This is a genomic window from Streptomyces sp. NBC_00028 (assembly GCF_045041065.1).
GTDB lineage: Bacteria > Actinomycetota > Actinomycetes > Streptomycetales > Streptomycetaceae > Streptomyces.
Window position 1 is genome coordinate 9688455 of the sequence record NZ_CP108293.1, and the last position, 19495, is coordinate 9707949.

Annotated in this window: 16 protein-coding genes; 13 read left to right on the forward strand and 3 right to left on the reverse strand. The window is 69.2% G+C overall.

All coding sequences use genetic code 11. The features are described 5' to 3' along the window. Positions 1–2 precede the first annotated feature (2 nt). Positions 3–899 carry a LysR family transcriptional regulator gene (locus OG885_RS43980; protein WP_405742436.1) on the reverse strand — a complete coding sequence of 299 codons (897 nt, stop codon included), beginning with the start codon at positions 897–899 and terminating at the stop codon, positions 3–5. Between the two features lie 122 nt (positions 900–1021). Between OG885_RS43980 and OG885_RS43985 the strand changes: the two genes are divergently transcribed. The 7 genes from OG885_RS43985 (at position 1022) to OG885_RS44015 (ending at position 10218) form a co-directional block, all read left to right on the forward strand. Next, positions 1022–2014, forward strand: a complete 993-nt coding sequence (locus tag OG885_RS43985) for an NADP-dependent oxidoreductase (protein ID WP_405742438.1) — start codon at positions 1022–1024, stop codon at positions 2012–2014. Between the two features lie 959 nt (positions 2015–2973). Continuing rightward, on the forward strand, positions 2974–3432 hold the full coding sequence (locus OG885_RS43990; RefSeq protein WP_405742440.1) for a hypothetical protein: 459 nt from the start codon (positions 2974–2976) through the stop codon (positions 3430–3432). Between the two features lie 601 nt (positions 3433–4033). Continuing rightward, positions 4034–6778: an AAA family ATPase gene (locus OG885_RS43995; protein ID WP_405743179.1), complete on the forward strand. Its 2745-nt coding sequence runs from the start codon at positions 4034–4036 to the stop codon at positions 6776–6778. Positions 6779–6873: 95 nt separating this feature from the next. Beyond that, positions 6874–7698 (forward strand): alpha/beta fold hydrolase, encoded by an 825-nt coding sequence (locus tag OG885_RS44000; protein ID WP_405742442.1) that lies wholly within the window; start codon positions 6874–6876, stop codon positions 7696–7698. A 19-nt stretch (positions 7699–7717) separates the two neighbouring features. Further along, positions 7718–8542, forward strand: a complete 825-nt coding sequence (locus tag OG885_RS44005) for an alpha/beta fold hydrolase (protein ID WP_405742444.1) — start codon at positions 7718–7720, stop codon at positions 8540–8542. Positions 8543–8561: 19 nt separating this feature from the next. Further along, entirely contained in the window at positions 8562–9359 is a 798-nt protein-coding gene (locus OG885_RS44010) for an alpha/beta hydrolase (protein WP_405742445.1), read from the forward strand. 67 nt (positions 9360–9426) lie between these two features. Further along, positions 9427–10218 (forward strand): MBL fold metallo-hydrolase, encoded by a 792-nt coding sequence (locus OG885_RS44015; protein WP_405742447.1) that lies wholly within the window; start codon positions 9427–9429, stop codon positions 10216–10218. 584 nt (positions 10219–10802) lie between these two features. On the opposite strand, the gene OG885_RS44020 is transcribed toward OG885_RS44015, so the two are convergent. Beyond that, the gene (locus OG885_RS44020; protein WP_405742449.1) at positions 10803–11756 is read right to left on the reverse strand and encodes a hypothetical protein; all 954 of its coding nucleotides are present in this window, start codon (positions 11754–11756) and stop codon (positions 10803–10805) included. Between the two features lie 369 nt (positions 11757–12125). Between OG885_RS44020 and OG885_RS44025 the strand changes: the two genes are divergently transcribed. The 6 genes from OG885_RS44025 (at position 12126) to OG885_RS44050 (ending at position 18779) form a co-directional block, all read left to right on the forward strand. Continuing rightward, positions 12126–14237 (forward strand): LamG domain-containing protein, encoded by a 2112-nt coding sequence (locus OG885_RS44025; RefSeq protein WP_405743181.1) that lies wholly within the window; start codon positions 12126–12128, stop codon positions 14235–14237. A gap of 304 nt (positions 14238–14541) precedes the next feature. Beyond that, entirely contained in the window at positions 14542–15144 is a 603-nt protein-coding gene (locus OG885_RS44030; RefSeq protein ID WP_405742451.1) for a cadmium resistance transporter, read from the forward strand. 1290 nt (positions 15145–16434) lie between these two features. After that, entirely contained in the window at positions 16435–17226 is a 792-nt protein-coding gene (locus tag OG885_RS44035; protein ID WP_405742453.1) for a class I SAM-dependent methyltransferase, read from the forward strand. Positions 17227–17562: 336 nt separating this feature from the next. Beyond that, entirely contained in the window at positions 17563–18096 is a 534-nt protein-coding gene (locus tag OG885_RS44040; RefSeq protein ID WP_405742455.1) for an RNA polymerase sigma factor, read from the forward strand. Continuing rightward, the gene (locus OG885_RS44045; RefSeq protein ID WP_405742457.1) at positions 18093–18590 is read left to right on the forward strand and encodes a transmembrane transport protein; all 498 of its coding nucleotides are present in this window, start codon (positions 18093–18095) and stop codon (positions 18588–18590) included. The genes OG885_RS44040 and OG885_RS44045 overlap by 4 nt, the downstream gene beginning before the upstream one ends. Positions 18591–18641: 51 nt before the next feature. Then, a complete protein-coding gene (locus tag OG885_RS44050; protein WP_405742459.1) occupies positions 18642–18779 on the forward strand; it encodes a hypothetical protein in 138 nt (45 codons plus the stop codon). A gap of 245 nt (positions 18780–19024) precedes the next feature. On the opposite strand, the gene OG885_RS44055 is transcribed toward OG885_RS44050, so the two are convergent. Beyond that, positions 19025–19351 (reverse strand): carboxymuconolactone decarboxylase family protein, encoded by a 327-nt coding sequence (locus tag OG885_RS44055; protein ID WP_405742460.1) that lies wholly within the window; start codon positions 19349–19351, stop codon positions 19025–19027. Positions 19352–19495 lie beyond the last annotated feature (144 nt).

The following is a 19495-nucleotide window of genomic DNA, read 5'->3' on the forward strand; positions in this document are numbered from 1 at the left end:
CCCTACTTGGCCCCTGGTCCTCGTTCCCGAAGTGGGGCGGTCAGGACGGCTTCGGCGGCCAGCCGGAGATTCCTGATCATCGGGTTCGGGTCGCCCTTGCGGCTGACCAGGACGACCTGGCTGGGTGGAGCGTCCGCGATCGGGACGGTGACGAGGTCGGGACGCAGTGAGCTGCGCCGATCGCCGACCGGTAGGACGGCGATCGCTCGGCCACTTGCCACGAGCTCGAGCTTGTCCTCGTAGCTTTCGACCGGCGGCAGGTCAGCCCCGAGGAGTCGGTAGGAAGTCCAGTCCGTGGTCTTGAACGCGCACGGCGCCGGCGTCTCGTCGGCCAGCTCATGGGCGGCCACCGACGCGCGATCGGCCCAGGGATGGTCGAGGGGGACCGCGAGCATCCGGGGCTCCTCGTACAACGGGGTGGTGAACACGTCGTCGGGGACGAACGGCAGCGGAGCCCGCGCGATCAGGGCGTCAACGCGCCTGTCGGACAGTGCCCCGACGTCGCGGCAACTCAGGTACCGGGTGGCGATCTCGGCGTCCGGGTGACGGTGGCGCAGTTCCCGTACAGCGGCGGTGATCACCAGGTCCTCGACGTAGCCAATGGTGATTCGTCCGCTCTGGGCTTGTTCGCGCACGGCCAGTTCGGCCTGGCGGGCGGCCTGCAGCAGGGCATGGGCTTGGGGGAGGAATGTCTGGCCGGCCGGAGTGAGCCGGGTGCCCTGGGGCGTGCGGTCCAGCAGTCGTGTGCCGAGATACTTCTCGAGCCGCTGGATCTGGCGGCTCAGCGCCGGCTGGGCCACGTGCAGGTCGGCGGCGGCCCGGCCGAAGTTCTGGTGCGCCGCCACCACGGTGAAGTAGCGCACCAGCCGCAGTTCCAGGTCCTGTCCGAGATCGTTCACCCTTGCAGCGTACGTGTCATGCCGTTTCGGAATGACGAGGTTGCCGAACCGGTCTTGGACGTCTATGCCGTCCTGGATCTTGACTGAAGGAGCAACGTCTCCCCGAGAAAGCGACAGGCACGATGAAGGCGATCCAGTTCCACGAAGCAGGCGGACCGGAAGTTCTGCGGTACGAGGAGGTGCCGGTTCCCGGGATCGGCCCGGGCGAGGTGCTCGTCCGGGTGCACGCGGCGGGCATCAACCCGCCGGACTGGTACCTGCGTGAGGGGATGAAGGTCATGCCGGCCGAGATGAGGCCGGTGCTGGAGTTCCCCCTGATCCCCGGAACGGACATGTCGGGGGTGGTGCAGGCGGTCGCTCCGGACGTGCACGGGTTCGCCGTCGGTGACGCGGTCTTCGGCATGCTGCGGTTCCCCGGATTCAACGGCCGGACGTACGCCGAGTACGTGGCCGCGCCGGCTTCTGACCTGGCTCACAAGCCGGCTGGTATCGACCACGTACAGGCGTCCGGTGCGCCGATGGCGCTGCTGACGGCCTGGCAGTACCTGATTGATCTCGGCCACGACGTACCGTCTCCTTTCACCGGCCACGTGCACCAGCCGGTGCCGATCACGCCAGGGATGACCGTGCTGGTCAACGGGGCCGCTGGTGGAGTGGGTCACTTCGCGGTGCAGTTGGCGAAATGGAAGGGGGCACACGTCATCGCGGTGGCTTCCAGCCGGCACGAGCAGTTCCTGCGCAAGCTCGGCGCCGATGAGTTCATCGACTACACCACGACGAGGGCCGTGGACGTGGTCAGCGGCGTCGACCTGGTGATCGACACAGTCGGCGGCCCGCACAGTTCACGCTTGCTGACCGTGCTCAAGCGCGGAGGCACCGTGCTTCCGGTGTTCTTCGCCCAGTACGATCCGGAAGAGACGGCGCGTCTTGGCATCACCGTCTCGAACATTCAGGTGCGTTCCAACGGCCCCCAGCTCGCCGAGATCGGGCGCCTGTTCGACGAGGGCAAGCTCCAGGTCGGGGTGGACAGCGTCTTCCCGCTTTCCGAAGCGGGCAGCGCCCACACGCGAGCCGCGCAGGGCCACATCCAGGGCAAGATCGTGCTGACGGCGTGATCGCCGCCCCACAGGGCCTGGGCTTCCTCGACACCGAGCCAGTCGAAGCACGGACGGGTTCGGGAGCAGCGAGGCGGAGGGAGGTATCAGTTCGGGCCGGGGGTGGAGGCCTGGGCCGGACCGGTCTGGCCATCGGCCTGGTGGCTCAGCGCTCTCGGTCGCGTGGTGGGCGTTCCCGGAACTTCCAGGTGGTGAACAGGCCCATCCCGGTGACGCTGATGGTGGAGAGGGCGGTCGCGCCTTCGAGTACGTACACCAGCAGGGACAGCGCCGTCAGGCCTGAGGGCGGCCAGGTCCAGCAGTCGGCCGCGTGCGGGGCCCGGTTCGTTGGGCTCGTTTTCGTCCATGTCGGAAGTGCAGCAGCCGGGCGGAGCGGGTGGCGAGGAAAGGGAATTCGGGAGAACGAACCCGAACACGGCGCCTGCTACGCAGAACATGAGCGAATTTTGGCGAACACCGCTGGTGTTGCGGGCCGTTCGCGAGCGTTCGGCGCAGGGATGGCACGCGCGTCCTAGCCATGACTGCCACGTGGCACAGGGGGACTGGGGGACTGTTGGACACTCCGATCTACGGCCCGACGGAATCGGTGGAAGAGGCGTACCAAGCAGAGCAGGCGGCCTTTGCCCGGGATCTGAAGGACCTGCAGCTGGCCTGCGACATCACCTACCGTCAGATCGGGGATCGCTCGCCGCTCAGGTTGTCGCCTTCCGGGATCGCGGAGACCCTGCGCGGAAGGCGGCTGCCCAGCCGCGACTTCCTGAACGCCCTTGTCCGGGTCTTGTACGAGGTGCGGGACGAAAAGCCGGTCAGTCGCGAGGACCCCCGCCTGCGGCGATGGGAGGACCGGCGCACGCGTCTGCTGCTGTTGCGGGACCGGGCCCGGCAGTCGGAGGCGGACGCCGGCACGCGCGAACACGACACGTGGGCGGACGACTCGTTCCCCACGGACACCCGGGTACGTGCCTCCGCCGGACGGCGCGACGCTGCTGGAACTGGAATCAGCCAAGTCGGACCTGCGGGACATCCTGAACAACCTTCAGGAACACGAACGCCGAGTGCGCACCGAGTTCCGTCAAGTCCTGGATGAGCAAGCCCGCGTGGCAGCGGAGCTGAGCCGGCTTACCTCTCTCCTCGAACAGGAACGCGGCGACAAGGAGCGGCTCGAACGCGAGGTCGCGTTGCTGAAGCGGCAGCGCGCGGCACTGAGCAAACAACTCAACGACTTTCGGGCCCAGTTCGCGGAGATCGACGCGGACAAGGTTGCTCTGCTCAAGGAAGAGAGCGACCTCAATGACCGGCGCGCCGTGCTCAACTTCGACTGGGCCCGCTACGAGGAACTGCTGCGTCAGCGGGCGAACGCCGAAGTGAGCCGCCTGCGCGAAAAGCTGGACCGGACGCGCTCAGACCCGCCCGCCTAGCGGCGGGTGTTGGAGATGAACGCCCCCAGCCCTCGCAGCTCGCCGTCGATGTCCTCGCGGTGCAGGCGCGGTGCTGGCGCGATACGCGCAGGTGCCCCTCACACGCGTGGACTGGCGGGCTGCGGCTGTGTTCCGCTCCTATCCGCCAGCAGGTCTGCCCCGAGCCGACCCCCCGCTTCAGGGGCAAGAGCTGCCAAGCGAACGTCCTGGTGCCGGACATACGGATGCTCTGCAGGCACAGCCGGCCCGCCACCCGCTTCGCCCCGGAGACTGTTCGGGCCAAGGTGCGCTGGCTGCTCGTCGTACAGCCGCACCTTCAGGCGGCCCTGGGGCACTCGGACGAGCGAATCGATGACGCGTACCGGAGCCGGAGTTCGCCACAACGGCGCTGCACTTCGCCAGCGTTGCACGGCGATTCGGGTGGCGGAGGAGAGCGACAAGTAAGCGGAAGGTGACATATGACTTGTGCAAGTTTCCTGCAAGTCATGGTGTGCATATGCAGGATGGTCAGCACCAGCGGAGGGTGCGGGTGAAGTGATCGTGGGGATACCCCGTCGCCGTTGACCTCGCCACCCCGACCTTTGTGAAAGGTGTCGGTGTGATGCTCAAGGGGCGGGTCAGGGAACGTGAAGTCCTCGATCGGTTTGTCACGGACCTGCGCAAGGGTTTGAGTGGTGTCGTCCTGCTGAGAGGTGACGCCGGCATCGGTAAGACCGTGCTGCTGAATCATACGAGCGCCGAGGCGGCTGACCTGCGTGTCCTTCGAGTGGCCGGTGTGGAGGCGGAGTTCGGGTTCCCCTTCGCGGCGCTGCACCGTCTGCTCGTTCCCTTCCTGGACGGGCTCAAGGAGCCCGGGGCGTTGCCCGAGACCCAGCGCGCGGCGCTGCGGGTGGCATGTGGGCTGGCCGACGGTCCGCCCGCCGACCCGTTCCTGATCGGGCTCGCGACGCTCACGCTGCTCGCCGAGGCCGCGAAACAGCGGCCCGTGCTGGCCTGCGTCGATGACGCGCAATGGCTCGACGAGGAGTCCTTCGCGGTGCTCGCCTTCGTGGGCCGGCGGCTGCATGCCGAGGGCGTCGGTCTGTTGTTCGCCGCGCGTACCGGTTTCGACGCGCCCGCGGGCCTGTCCTTCACCGAAGTCGTCGGCCTCGAGGACGAGTTCGCTCTGGAACTGCTGCGTGAGGCTGTCGCCGGACCGCTCGACGCCCGCGTCGCGGCGCGGATCGTAGCCGCCACCGCCGGGAACCCCCTGGCACTCACCGACCTGAGGCAGGAGCTGTCCGCGGACCAGCTTGCCGGAGGCCTCGCACTGCCCGAACCGCTGCCGGTGGGCGGCAGGTTGGAGGCGCACTACCTCCAGCAGGTCCGCGAGCTGCCGGACACGACGCAGACCTGGCTGCTCCTCGCCGCCGCCGAGCCTGGCGGTGACCTGGGGTACCTCACGAGTGCGGCACGTCAACTCGGGGTCGGTGCGGAGGCTTCGGGCCCGGCCGAGGCCGCTCGTCTGGTGGTGCTGCGTTCTGCCGTGCAGTTCCGCCATCCGCTGGTGCGGTCGGCTGTGTACAGCGGCGCCACCAGCGTCCAGCGCAGGCGGGCGCATCGCGCGCTGGCGGAGGTCACCGACCGCCCGGCCGACACCGACCGGCGGGCCTGGCATCTCGCCGCCGCCGCGATCGGGACGGACGCCGCCGTCGCCGCGGAAGTGGAACGGGTGGCCGACCAGGCGGGCGCGCGGGGCGGCTACTCCGCGCGCGCCACCTTTCTGACCCGGGCAGCCGAGCTGACGCCGGACGGCGAGGAACGAGCGGGGCGGCTGCTGGCGGCGGCCGAGGCGGCACTGCGGTCCGGGGCACCGCTGCAGGCGGAGTCGCTGCTGGACGGCATCGACGAGGCGTTGCTCGGCGACGTCGGAACGGGCCGGGCCCTGTTGGTCCGGGCGGACACCGGCTTCGCACTGGGTCGCGAAAAATCGTTCGCGCAGGCGCCCGCGCTCTGCGTGCGTGCCGCGCTGCTCCTCTCCGACGGAGCTCCGGACCTTGCTCGTGAGGCGCTCCTGAGGGCGATCGACCGCGTCATCACCGCAGAACACCTGATGCGGGACACGACGCCGGCCGAGATCGCCCGGACCGTGGAGACGCTGATACCGCGCACGGGTGCGGTGACCGGCGTCGATCTCGTGCTGCGCGGCTTCGCGGCTTTGATCACCGACGGCTACGAACGCGCTGTGCCCCATCTGCGACGGGCCTGCGCCATGGTGCTGGACCCGGATACTCCCCAGGAGGACGTGCTACGCGGCTATCTGCCCGCCATCACCATGTCGATGATCCTGTGGGACGAGCCGACGCACACCGCCGTCATCGGGCGGGCAGCTGACATCGCCCGGCGGACGGGCGCCCTGTGGCAGCTGGACACCGCGCTGTACTGCGCCACGATGTCCGAGACGAATCTGGGCGAGCTGGCGGCTGCCGACGATCTGCTGACCGAGGGGCACCAGATTCGTTCGGCGATCGGCGCGAACGACGACGTCTGGGCCATCTACCGCCATCCCGAGCTGCTCGCCTGGCATGGCGAGCACGAGGATCTGGACGCCGTGCTGCGCGGGTCGAAGGAGGCCGGAACCTGGCTGGGCGCCGGCGCGGTCGAGTCCATCGCCCGCATCGGCATGGTGGTGCTGGCTCTCAGCCGCGGCGACTACGCCGAGGCACGTACCATCGGTCACGAGCTCATCGAACATGACGTGCTCGGGGTGCACTCCCGGCTGCTCCCTCTTCTCGTCGAAGCAGCCGTACGCTGCGGCGACCGGGTTCTGGCCACGGCCGCGCTGGGGACGCTGGCCTCCCGGGCGACGGCCTCCGGCACGCCCTGGGCCCTGGGCCTGCTGGCCCGATCCAGCGCCCTGCTCGCGGCCGTGGACGACGCCGAGCCGCTGTACCGCGAGGCGATCACCCTGCTGTCGGGCACCAGAGCACGCTCCGATCTCGCCGTTGCCCACCTGCTGTACGGCGAGTGGCTACGTCGACGCAAGCGCCGCAAGGACGCCCGCGAGCACTTGGGCACAGCCGTCGCGATGTTCGACGCCATGCGGGCCACGGGACACGCGACGCGCGCCGCCCAGGAACTCGCCGCCACCGGGGCGCCGCATCAGCGCGCCACGGCCGGGCCGACGAGCACGCTCACCTCGCAGGAACTCCAGATCGCCCGCCTCGCCAAGGGCGGCGCGACCAACGCCGAGATCGCCGCCCAGCTGTACATCAGCGCCAGCACCGTCGACTACCACCTACGGAAGATCTTCCGGAAGCTCGACGTGACGTCCCGGCGCCAACTCAACCAGGCGTTGGGCGACTGAACCCGGTCACGACTACGCGCTCCACGGGATTCGGGCACCGTCCGTCCTCGCCCACGCTTGGGCACCCGGACAGATCCTGCAGACGGGAGCATTCCATGCCGTACGTCACCGCAAGCGACGGAGCGCAGATCTACTACAAGGACTGGGGCACGGGCCGTCCGGTCGTGCTCAGCCACGGCTGGCCGCTGAACTCGGACAGCTGGGAGGCACAGCAGCTGTTCCTCGCGTCGAACGGCTTCCGTGCCATCGCCCACGACCGCCGCGGACACGGCCGGTCCGACCAGACCTGGCACGGCAACGAGATGAACACCTACGCCGACGACCTCGCCGGCCTCATCGACACGCTCGACCTGCGCGACGTGACACTCGTCGGCTTCTCGACGGGCGGCGGCGAAGTCGCCCGCTACATCGGGCGGCACGGCACGGCCCGCATCGCGCAACTCGTGCTGGTCTCCGCCGTACCGCCCTTCATGCTCAAGGCCGACGACAATCCTGGGGGCGTACCGATCGAGGCGTTCGACGCCATTCGCGCCGGATCGCTCGCCGACCGCTCGCAGCTGTACCACGACCTGGCCGACGGACCGTTCTTCGGGAACAACCGACCTGGCGCCAATGTCTCCCAGGGCATCCGGGACGCGTTCTGGCACCAGAGCCTGCAGGCCGGACACCGTGGCGCCTACGAATGCGTCGCGGCCTTCTCGGCCACCGACTTCCGCGCCGACCTGGACGCCTTCGACGTACCCACGCTGGTCATCCACGGCGACGACGACCAGGTCGTGCCCTTCGAGGTGGGCGGCAAGGCGTCCGCGGCCCGCATCAAGAACGCGACGCTGAAGGTCTATCCGGGTGCACCGCACGGCATCACGGACACGCACAAGGACCAGCTCGGCTCCGACTTGTTGGACTTCCTCAACTCCTGACCGCGGAAGGAACCACCGCATGATTCCCGAAGGTCAGCCCCGCCGCCGCGTCCTGGGCGGGCTGCTCGCGGCAGGGGCGGTCACGCTCGGTGCTGCTCCTGCCTCGGCCTCCGCTCGCTCGCAAGGCGGGACGAGACCGACCGTCGTGCTCGTGCACGGCGTGTTCGCCGACGCCTCCGGCTGGAACGATGTCATCGCCCGGCTGCTGAAGGCCGGATTCCCGGTCATCGCCCCGGCGAACCCGCTGCGCGACCTGGCAGGCGACTCGGCGTACGTCTCCAGCGTCCTCGACACCATCGACGGCCCGGTCATTCTGGTCGGCCACTCCTACGGCGGCGAGGTCATCACCAACGCCGGACGGGGCCACTCCCACGTCAAGGCACTGGTGTACGTCGGCGCCTTCGCACCCGACGAGGGCGAGAGCGCGCTGCAACTGGCCGGCATGTTCCCCGGCAGCAAACTGCCGGACGCGCTGGTGACCCGTCCGTTCCCGTTGCCCGACGGCACGACCGGCACGGACGGCTACATCGACCCGGCGAGGTTCCATGAGGTCTTCGCCGCGGACCTGCCGACCTCCGTGACACGGCTCATGGCGGCGACCCAGCGCCCCGGCAGCGTGGGCGGGTTGGCGTCCGGCAGTGGCGTACCCGCCTGGAAGAGCCTGCCGTCCTGGTATGTGATCCCCACCGCCGACAACGTCATCCCGGCCGCGGCGCAACGCTTCATGGCCAAGCGAGCCAAGAGCACCACCGTCGAGGTGAAGGGCTCCTCCCACGTCGTGATGATGTCCCACCCCGACACCGTCGTCCGCCAGATCCTGGCCGCCCACCGCGCCACTCGTTGACGCTCCGGAAGGAACTTCGATGACCGCACCGGACACCATCGTCCTGATCCACGGCTTCTGGGTGACGCCACGCAGCTGGGAGCACTGGATCGACCGCTACGAGAAGCAGGGCTACCGCGTACTCGCGCCCGCCTACCCCGGCTTCGAGGTCGAGGTCGAGTCGCTCAACGCCGACCCGACCCCGATCGAGAAGCTGACCGCACCGCAGATCATCGAGGCTCTGGCCAACGTGATCCGCGGACTCGACAAGCCGCCCGTACTGATCGGCCACTCAGCGGGTGGGGCGTTCACCCAGGTGCTGCTCGACCACGGTTTCGGCGCGGCGGGAGTCGCCATCAACTCCGCGCCCACCGAAGGCGTGAAGGTGATCCCGCTGAGCCAGGTGAAGTCGACCTTCCCCGTGCTCAAGAATCCCGCCAACCACCACAAGGCGGTCGGTCTCACTCATGAGCAGTGGCACTACGCCTTCACGAACACGTTCTCCGAGGAGGAGTCCCGGACGCTCTACGAGCGTTACGCGATCCCCGCGTCGGGCCGCATCCTCTGGAACAGCGTCCTGGCCAACCTCCAGCCCGGCCACCAGGACATCTGGGTGAACTACCACAACGACGAGCGTGCACCACTGCTGTTCCTCTCCGGCGAGCTGGACCACCTCATGCCGCCCCAGGTCCAGCAGTCCAACGCCAGGCACTACAAGTCGAACACCGTCACCGAGGTCAAGGTGTATCCGGGGCAGCCGCACCTGATGCCGGCCTCGCCAGGATGGGAGGAAGTCGCGGACCACGCACTGTCGTGGGCCCTGTCGCACGCCCGATAGAGCCACCGCACGCCCGGGACGGCGGCTCCCTGCCTGCCATCCCGGGCCACCGGAAGGGATCAACTGCATGTCCGAGGTCCGCGTCACCTACATCGGCGGCCCGACCACACTGATCGAGGTCGGTGGCTGGCGGCTGCTGACCGACCCTACGTTCGATCCCCCGGGCCGCCGCTACTCGTTCGGCTGGGGCACCTCCTCCCGTAAGACGTCCGGCCCCGCCCTCGCCGCAGCTGACCTCCCGCCGGTCGACGCCGTCCTGCTCACCCACGACCATCACGGCGACAACCTCGACACGGCGGGGCGTGCCCTGCTGCCCACCGCGAAGGCCGTACTCACCACACCGTCCGGAGCGAGACGACTGGGCGGCAACGCCCGTGGCCTCGCGCCCTGGAGGACCACACGCCTTCAGGCCCCTGGACGCACGACGATCGAGATCACCGCCACACCCGCCCGGCACGGACCGCCGCTCTCACGGCCGATCACCGGTGACGTCACCGGCTTCGCGCTCAGCTGGGAGGACCAAGAACACGGCGTGCTGTGGATCTCCGGAGACACCGTCCTCTACGACGGCGTACGACACCTTGCCCGTCGCCTGAACGTGGGCACCGCCCTCTTGCACATGGGGGGCGCGCGCTTCCCGCTGACGGGCCCGATCCGCTACTCGATGACGGCCCATCAGGCTGTGGAGCTGTGCCGTCTGCTCACCCCACGCGCCATCCTGCCCATCCATTACGAGGGCTGGCACCACTTCCGCGAGGGCCGCGCAGCCATCGAACGACACCTGGCCTCGGCCCCGGCCGACATCCGGGACCGCTTCAACTGGCTTCCTGCCGGAACGGGCGTTGACGTGAGCGTGTGACGATGCCGGTCGGTTCTGGCGCTCCAGCCGACATCGTCGTCTCTTTCATGGCTGATCTTGGTCTGGAACGCGTTGACGGGTGCTTCGCGGCGCATGGTCCACCGCCTGCGGCCCTAGTACTCCAGCTCCGTCGATAGTGAGCTGCTCACAGTCTGCACGCTGGGATCGAGGCGGCCATGGCCCCCTTCGATATGAACGGTGACCACGAGCCTTACCAAGGCGAATGGGACCAGGGGTGGCTTGGCCTAGCGGGGGAGGAGCTCGACGTGCTTCCCGGCCACGAAGCCGGTCCCCAGCTCATCCGAGCGCCGCGGGAAACTTCGGGGCGCCCCGTCACTGGACACCGGGGCAGTGCGACGGGGCCCTCGCGGCTGCTCGACTTCCATGGAATGCGCACCCGCGCGGCACAGTTGGCCGCGAGTCTGGACCCTTGCCAGGCCGGCCGGACTTCGTACCGGCGCGGGCGGCCCGAGGGGGAAGTCCCCACAGATCATCTGCTCACCCAGGACGGAGCATGGGCAGCCATGGCCAGTACTGGCGGCTGCGGGCACCCGCCTGTGGCTGGGGCGGTCGGCACAGCGGCCTCAGCGTCGGTGGGAGTCCTCGGACGGGTGGCGTGGAGACTGTTTGCGTACGGTGCGCCAGCGCGACCGGGTCTGCTCGACGATGCTGTCCCACTGGCGTCGCACCTCGTCCTGGGAGGGGCGCAGGCCCTGCCGGATCCGGACGAGTTCGTCTCGTACCTCACGCCCCAGTGCCGACGACAGGACGAGGACGAGCATGGCACCGAAGAGGACCGACGCCATCCCGAAGACCGAGCCGGCGGCGCCGTAGCGTGAGGCGTAGGAATTGAACAGGCGCGGCAGGTAGACGGCCGCGAGCACCGAATAGGCCGAGGTCAGGACAGCCGCGCAGATGGCGAACGGGAGCAGGGCCACACCGGCGAGCCGCTTCGCGGAGAGGATCCAGCCGCTGAAGGTGAAGAAGACGGTGGTGACCGGCACCTCGCACACCGCGGCCGCCAGCCCCAGGCGCCCCCCGCCCAGGACCACGTAGAGCCATCCGATCACCGCGGTGTAGAAGCTGAGCACGCAGATCCACCACAGGCCGTTGCGTGTGTTGCGCACACCGAGCGGCTTCAGTTCCCAGGTCTGCTCGAACAACCGCTGCATGGTCCGGGAGAAGCTCAGCACCGAGATCGCCAGAAACACCGTCCCGAAGACTCCGACGCCGGCGCTCGCGGTCTCGGCGGAGAACACCGCCCGGACGGCCTCAGCACCTTCGCCGGTGAGTCTGTAGCGGTTGATGATCCGGTCTGCGGCCTCACCGCCGAAGACGGCACCGCTCAGCACCGCCAGCGGGATCAGCGCGGTCAGCGCACCGGAGGCCAGCGCCATCGATCGGTCGAAACCCGCGATCTTCTGGAACCGGTTGATGACACGCAGCACGAACGAAGGACGCAGCCAGAACGTCAGCGTTCTGGTGAGCCGCTCACGGTTGAGTCCCGACGTCCTGCCCTCCGCCCGATCCAAGGTCATATGTGGCGAAGCGAGCCTAAAGGGGCTTCGGACCCGAAGCGCGGGGCGACACGGGAACGGGACGGGGTAGTACCGGGAGCCGCGTGCGTGCCGGGCGTGTGCCAGGCCGGGGGAGTCCGGCGGGCGGCGCACCACTTCTTCAGCGCGGCACTGATGCCGGTGCTGACCGTGCTGCCGCACCGGGAAGGCCTGATCCGGCTCACGCTGATGCGCACGGCACTGCGTACGCCGTGGGCGGGGGAAAACCCTTTCGGGACTGTCGGTGGCGGCTGTTAGCTTCTGTGGGCTCGTGTGATCCACGAGGATCAAACACCCACAGGGGAGGGTCAGTTGAAGCTGTCCAGGAAGACCGGCAGGCACAGAGCCGTGGTGGTGGGAGCCTTGGCAGGTGCGCTGCTGGCGAGCCTCGCCGGCACGGCGCACGCCGTGGACAACCTGCCGCCCAAGCAGCCGCTCGTCGAGGATCTCCAGTCGGGCAGCAAGCCTTGCGCGACGGGGGACGACACCGTGTACGTCCCGACTCCGCCCAGGCTGAGCGCCGTACTGTACGACCCGGAGGAGGACAACCAGCCCTCCGAATCCAGCCCGCTCTCCGGTGAGTTCGAGGCATGGTGGACGGACGCGGACGGCACGGCCCAGCGCCGCTCCTACACCACCATCACCCTGTCCTCCGGAATGCGCCAGTACTGGACGATGCCGAGCGATCTTCCCGCGAACATCCCCATCTCCTGGCACGTGCGCGCCAACGACGGTCTCGCCACCTCCCCTTGGAGCGATGAGGGCGACGGCTCGGTCTGCTCGTTCATCTACGACGACACGAACCCCGAGAAGCCCACGATCAGCTCCCCCGAATACCCCACCCCGGACGAGGTGTTCTGGGTGGACGGCGTGGGTGTCTACGGCCACTTCACCGTCGACTCGCCCTCCGACGACGTCGTGTCGTACACCTACAGCTTCCTCGGCGGCCCCAACGGAACCGTGACCGCCGAACCTCACGGCGCCGCCGTGACCATCCCCTACCTGCCGCTCACTGCCGGCCCCAAGTCCCTTACGGTCCGCGCCATCGACCGGTCCGGCCGCGGCAGCACCCAAGCCCGGTACGACTTCAACGTGCAGTCCGGCCGGGCACCCGTCGCCCGCTGGAAGCTGGACGACCCGGTCGGATCGCGTTCGGCCGCCGCAGAGCCGGGTACCCCCGCCCGCGCCGGCAGCGGCGCCACCTTCGGCGGCCCGGCGCCCACCGGCACCGCCATCGCCGGCACCGTCGCCCTGGACGGCAGCGGACACGGCTTCCTCACCCCGGACGCCCCGGTCGCCGACCTCCGCGAGACGTTCGCCGTCAGCGCCTGGGTACGGCCCGCCGAGACCGGCCGCACCATGACCGTCGCCAGCCAGGACACGGACGGAGGGCCCGGGTTCACCCTCGGGCTGCGTGCGAAGGACTCCGGCCCCGTATGGTCCTTCGCCATCGGAGAGGCGCGCGTGTCCGGCGGCGCCCCGGAGACCGGCGAGTGGGCTCACCTACTGGGGCAGTACGACGCCGAGACCGGAAAGGCCCACCTGTACGTCAACGGCCACGAGGTGACGGACGCGGCGGCGGCGACGCCCGCCGAAGCCGCCGGCGCTTTCCAGATCGGACGTGCCCGCGGCACCACGGGCTACCGCGACCGCTGGCACGGTGACGTCGGCGACGTACGGGTCCACGACCGCGTCGTCGTACCGGGCGAGGTGAGCGAACTGGCCTGGCGCAAGCCGACGTTGCTCGGCCACTGGTCGCTGTCCAACGCCACGGACGGCGCCAGCCCCGAGCAGTCGGGCGCATCGCCGCTCCACCTCGCCGGCGAAGCGTCGATCTACCACGGCTCTGACAACTCATGCATCCCGGAGATCGACCCGGACTGCACCTATGTGCCGCCGCCGCTGGTCGGTGACGGGCACCTGTCCCTGGACGGCGACGGTGACTATGCCACCGCCGAGGGGCCCGTCGTGGACACCGGCGACAGCTTCACCATCGGTGCCGTCGTCCGCCTCGCCGACACCACCCCCGCCCACCCGATGACCGTGCTCTCCCAGGCCGGCCAGCACACCGACGCCTTCAAGGTGCGCTACGACCCGCCCACCTACAGCTGGCAGCTTGTGATGCCCGAACGGGACGAGGCCGGCGCACCCGAGAAGGTCGTCTCCCAAATCACGGGGGCCGACGGCGGCGAGGGCCAGGGGCACCAGCTCACCGTGGTCTACGACGACGCCACGGACAGCATCAAGCTCTACCTCGACGGATACACCAGCGCCACGGCTACCGCCGACCTCCCCGACGGCTGGCACAGCTCCGGTGCCCTGCAGATCGGACGGGGCGCGGTCGGCGACGGCTGGGGCGAGTACCTGCACGGCGACGTGGACGAGGTGCAGGCCTACGCCGGTGCGCTGCGGGACGACGACGTCTTGAGCCTGGGTCGGGAGACGAACCCCTGCCTGTGCTGACGCACGCGCAGTGACCCGCATGACACAACTGTCAGGACGGCCGGCCGGAACCAGGTTCCGGCCGGCCGTCCTCACCGTGGGGTCAAGTCCGCCTAACCGTGCGACGAAGGCGCCAAAACCCTGTGAGGGGCCACGTCGCTTCACCCACGTCGGCGACTCACCCCGCGCCGCACGCCGACTGCCTCGCCGAGGTCGGGCGGGCACCCCGCGGCCAGGGTTGGTCGTCGACGGGCACAGTGTTAAAGGGCGGTTGTGCGCCGGGTACTGTCGCCGGGCAGGGCACTTGGGAGAGGGATAACTGTCAGTGAACCTGGGCATCATCGGGCAGGCAACCGGGCTGTTCGCCGTGACCAACATCGACGACATCCTGATCTTGTCTCTGTTCTTCGCCCAGGGCGCTCGTCACCGTCACTCAACGCGCCGGATCGTGATCGGGCAGTATCTCGGCTTCGCGGCGATCCTCGCGGTCGCAGTCGCCGCCGCGTTCGGAGCGACCTTCCTGCCGGAGGCGGCGATCCCGTATCTCGGCTTGCTGCCTCTCGCCCTAGGGCTCAAAGCGGCGTGGCAGGCGTGGAAGAACCACCGTAATGGCGAAGATGCGGATGAGGAGGAGGCGAAGGAGGGCGGGCCGAGCCCGCTGGAGGTCGCCGCGGTCACCTTCGCCAACGGCGGTGACAACATCGGTGTCTACGTCCCCGTGTTCGCCACGGCCGGTGTCGGCGGGATGAGCGTGTATGCCGTGGTCTTCCTGATCCTGGTCGCGGTGTGGTGCTTGGCCGGAAAGTTCTTCGCCACCCGTCCGGTCGTCGCCAAGGCTCTCAGCCGCTGGGGCCACATTCTCCTGCCGCTGGTGCTGATCGCGATCGGCCTGCTCATCCTGATCGAGGGCGGGGCTTTCGGGCTGTAGGCGGGCCTGTCCCCTCCGGCATGTGGTTCGGCGCCCGGGGCAGCGCACGGTTGGTGTCGCGCGCTGCGTCCAGTTCCTCGCTCCGGTCATCCAACTGCCCATCGTGCCCAGTTCCTTCGACAGGTGCGAGGCCCCCCGCGGACCCGCCGACGGCATACGTCGACGCCTGGACCGCGTCCCGGACCCTGGAGAATGGGCACAAGCGACCTCTCCCCATGACGCAGGATCTGCTGCCCAGCCCTGCGGGAGGGTCGACTGGGGGAGTGAGCCTGGTCAGGATGGGTTCGGGCAGCCTCCACGACACGCGCGATGTCTTCCACCCTTGGGGTGTGTCGTACGGTGGATCTCGGCCTTCCCAGGAACTACCAAGGGGCCTTTGCGGCCATGTAGCTGGTTCGTCGTGCGGATGAGGCGCCGTGCTGCCAGACTGAGCGTGTGCCCGTCAGGCTCCCCCGTCTTGGCGGGCACATTCTTGCCGCGGAGCGGACACGGTTTCGGGCCGTTCGCCGGGCGCAGCGCCGCCGCCCAGTTGATGGGCGTGCTGATGGAGTCCGCAGGATGCCTGTGGCTCGAGCGTGCCCGAACTGAGAGGGCTCGTCTTCCTGCTGTGGCTCGGTAGTCGAGCTGAGGGAGGCGCCGCCCGACTCCAGGCCTGCGCCTGTGGCCGCGGCGGTCACGGTCATGGTCGCCGTCGCGGTGTGAGTCGACCACTGGCGGCGTGATGGTGCATGGAGGGCAGCGGACGATGTCTGATCTGACGTCGGTCCGGGTGGCAAGCCCACCGGCCTGTTTCCGCTCATGGGCACAGAGCGGGCCAGCCCTCTGCGAGGAGCACGGCGGTGCTTTTCGCGCCGCAGGCGACAGCACGTTTCACCGGGTGCGGCACGCGGTCGGGGTCGCGCGTGACGGCTTGCGGCCTCCTGAGTGACAGTTCACCGCCAAAGCCACCGGGCGGCCACCCGACGTCGGGACGGACGGCAGGGTCTCCTGCACCGAAGAGGTGAACGTCCGGCCGGGCTCCGCACGGCGTAGAGGACCTGCCGTGGAGTGCGGCTGCAGTGGGGCCGCTGGGAACCCGTCAAAAGAGGGCTGCCAGCTTGGCCGGGGATGCTCGCTTGCTGGCCTCGCAAGGTTGCTCCGGCGGGCCCTGGGCCGGGGCCTGGAGGAGGTTGCCCCCGGTCTCGTGCGGGGCCCGCAGCCTCCCACTCCAGGCATCGCTGGACACCCCATGGCCTGGCCCTTCACCCCGTTCGCTCCTATGCTCGCCTCCGGTCAGAGGGGGAGGGCCGGATGGACCGGACCGTACGCACTGTGCAGGACGTATTCGAGCTCTTGGATGGGCTGTTCGCATCCGAATCCGTGGCAGGCCGCTTGGCGACCGGTGACGGCAAGGACTTCTGGGATCGCTTCTACGCCGACCGGTCAAGGCCGGTCCCGTTCTTCGCGGCGAAGCCCGATGAGAACCTGGCCGCCTATCTCGACGACGGGCTGATCGCCCCAGGCCGGGCGCTGGACCTGGGCTGCGGAGCGGGTCGCAATGCCCTCTTCCTCGCCTCGCGCGGTTTCGAGGTCGACGCGGTCGACCTTTCTCCGGTGGCCGTCGCGTGGGGAGAGGACCGGGCTCGCGACGGCGGCGCCGATGTCCGCTTCCGGTGCGGTGATGCCTTCGCTCTCTCCGCAACCGAGTTGAGCGGCCCGTACGACCTGGTGGTCGACTCAGGATGCTTCCACCACCTGCCGCCGCACCGCCGGGTCAGCTACCTCCGTCTCCTCGACCGTGTCCTGGCCCCCGGCGGTCATCTCGCCCTGACCTGCTTCGCTGCCGGCGAGGGGGGAACAGGCTCGGAACTCGCCGACGCGGACTTCTACCGTGAGCGCGAACTGCACGGCGGCCTGGCTTACACCCCCGAATCGCTGCGCTGGGTCTTCTCTGACCTGTCAGAGGTCGAACTGCGCCGGATGCGGGAGGAGCCGCCCGAGTCGGCACTCTTTGGAGTGCCGTTCCTGTGGACCGCGTTGTTCCGTCGGGCTGAGCCCCCGGACACATCACGCGGTGGGCGCTGCGTCGGCGACGCCGTGTAGGCGCTCGTCTGCATCGACGCCCACCGCAGCGAGTGCGTGCACGACCACCAGGACGCGAGTGAGTTCCTCCTGTGCTGGGTTCTCGTTCGCCAAGGGGAACTCACTGGCTCCCTCGCCGGGCCCGCGACCCGGCACCTCCCTCCATCCCGCCGCCGTAACCACGTGTGGCGGCCGGCACCGTTACGGCAGCCCACATCGACTGCGCGGCGATGATCCCGCCGTGGGCCCGGCCCCTCTTACAACCGGCGTTCCGACCGGACGCTCAGGATCGCGTGAACCTTTCGGCCCGGGATGCCGACTGTCTGTGTGACGGACGATGCGGAGCGGGGAGGTGTGGTGGGCAACGATGCGTTGCTGGTGGTGCGCTGTCAGCTTGGGGAGAGGGAGGCGTTCCGCGAACTGGTGGCCATGTGGCACGCCCCGCTGTGCCGCTATGTCCGGGGCATGGTCGGTTCTGCGCACCTCGCGGACGATCTTGCTCAGGAAGCGTGGGTCGCTGTGGTGCGCGGCCTGCCGCGGCTGCGGCAGCCGGAGCGGTTCGCCCCCTGGCTGTTCACTATCGCCCGGCGCACGGTCACCGACCATCTGCGGCAGGCGTACAAGGCTCCGGAGACGGCCATCGAGGAAGCCACGACTGCCGTCGCCGACGACGAGCTCAGCGGCGTGCTCACCACGATGCAGATCGAGGCAGGCCTTGCTGCCCTGCCGCCCTTGGAGCGCGAGGTGCTGATCCTCTTCCACCTGGAGGACCTGCCACTGGCTTCCTGCGCGGAGGTGTTCGGCGTACCGGCCGGCACGGTCAAGAGCAGGCTGCACCGCGCCCGGCGCATGCTGCGCAATCACCTTGCCGAGAAGGGATACGAGGCATGAGCGAGCAGAATCGCGCAGCGCACCGGGCCGTGCCCGAGCGACTGGAGCGCGCACTGGCCATGGAGGTGTCACTGCGGTCCCGGCTGCGCCATGTGGCGGTGGGGCTGGCCGGGGGATGCGGCGCGGCCATGATCGCGGTGCTGTGGGCCACCGAGCCGAATGCTCTGCCGGCGCGTACCCAGGCCGCCTTCGCCGGACTGATCGCCATCGGGCTGGCCTGGGCCGCCTTCGCCGGCTGGGTGCTGACCTTGCGTCGGCCGCTGTTCGCCCGGGACCGAGTGCTGTCCGCCTGGATCGCACTGACGGCGACCGTGGTGACCGCCCTGTCCGGGGTGGCGCTGGCTGCAGTCCGCGGCAGCACCGCCGACCTGACGGCCACTGCCGCGGGCGGGGCCGTCTTCACCGCCGCCGCGATGTGCGCCCTGGTACGGGCACGGCACCGCCGACACGAACTACTTCAACTGCGGGATGCCTTGCGACAAGACACCCCTTGAACAGCCGAGTTCGCCCGAGCCTAAATCACCCAGATCATCGGGGAGACAGACATGGACAACTGGACACCTCCCATCGGCCCACTGGCCCGTGCTCTTCGCCTCCGTGGTGCAAGCAAGCGCACCGTCCTGGCCGTCGCGGCCCTGGCCTGTACCGCCCTGCTGCGCGGCGTCGGCCTGCTCCTGACCTGAGCTTGCGAACTGGAGACAGGGTGTCACCGCTGAGACCTCGGTGACACACGCCCGGCATGTCCGGACCGGATTCGGAGCATCGGCCGGGAGCAGCTCAAGGCGCGTGATCTGGAAGTTTGCGCTGGGGTGCCCAGCGGCGCGCAACCGTCGGCGGCTTCGGTACAGCGGGCATGAACCAAGGATCGCCGGCTCATGCCCGGCGCGGCACCGAGCCGCCTCAGGCTTCCAAGCCTCACGTCCTCGCCTCAGTCCGAGAAGACCTGCTTGGCGACCATGACCGCGGTCATGGCCTTGGGCCAGCCGGTATAAAACGCGAGATGGGTGATCGCCTCGACGAGTTCGGTCTCGGTGACGCCGTTCTCCTTGGCGCGTCCGAGGTGGAAGGCGAGCTGGTCGGCGTCGCCGCCCGCGATGAGGGCGGCGACGGTGATCAGGCTGCGGTCGCGGGCGGCCAGCTCGGTGCGGTTCCACACGTCCTCGAACAGCACGTCGTCGGTCAGTTCGGCGAGCTTGGGAGAGAAGTCACCGAGGATGCGGCGTCCGCCGCCGAGCTGCTTGGGCTGGTCGGTCATGAGAATTCCTTGTCTTGGCCTGCAAGCCGTGGGGGTGTCGTCGGAGATCTGTGAAGCGCGGTGGTCTGCCGTCGGTGGCGGACCAGAGCCCGCGTATGCGGGCTGCCGCCCGGCGTGAGGTCCGGGGCCAGCGGGGCCGATGCG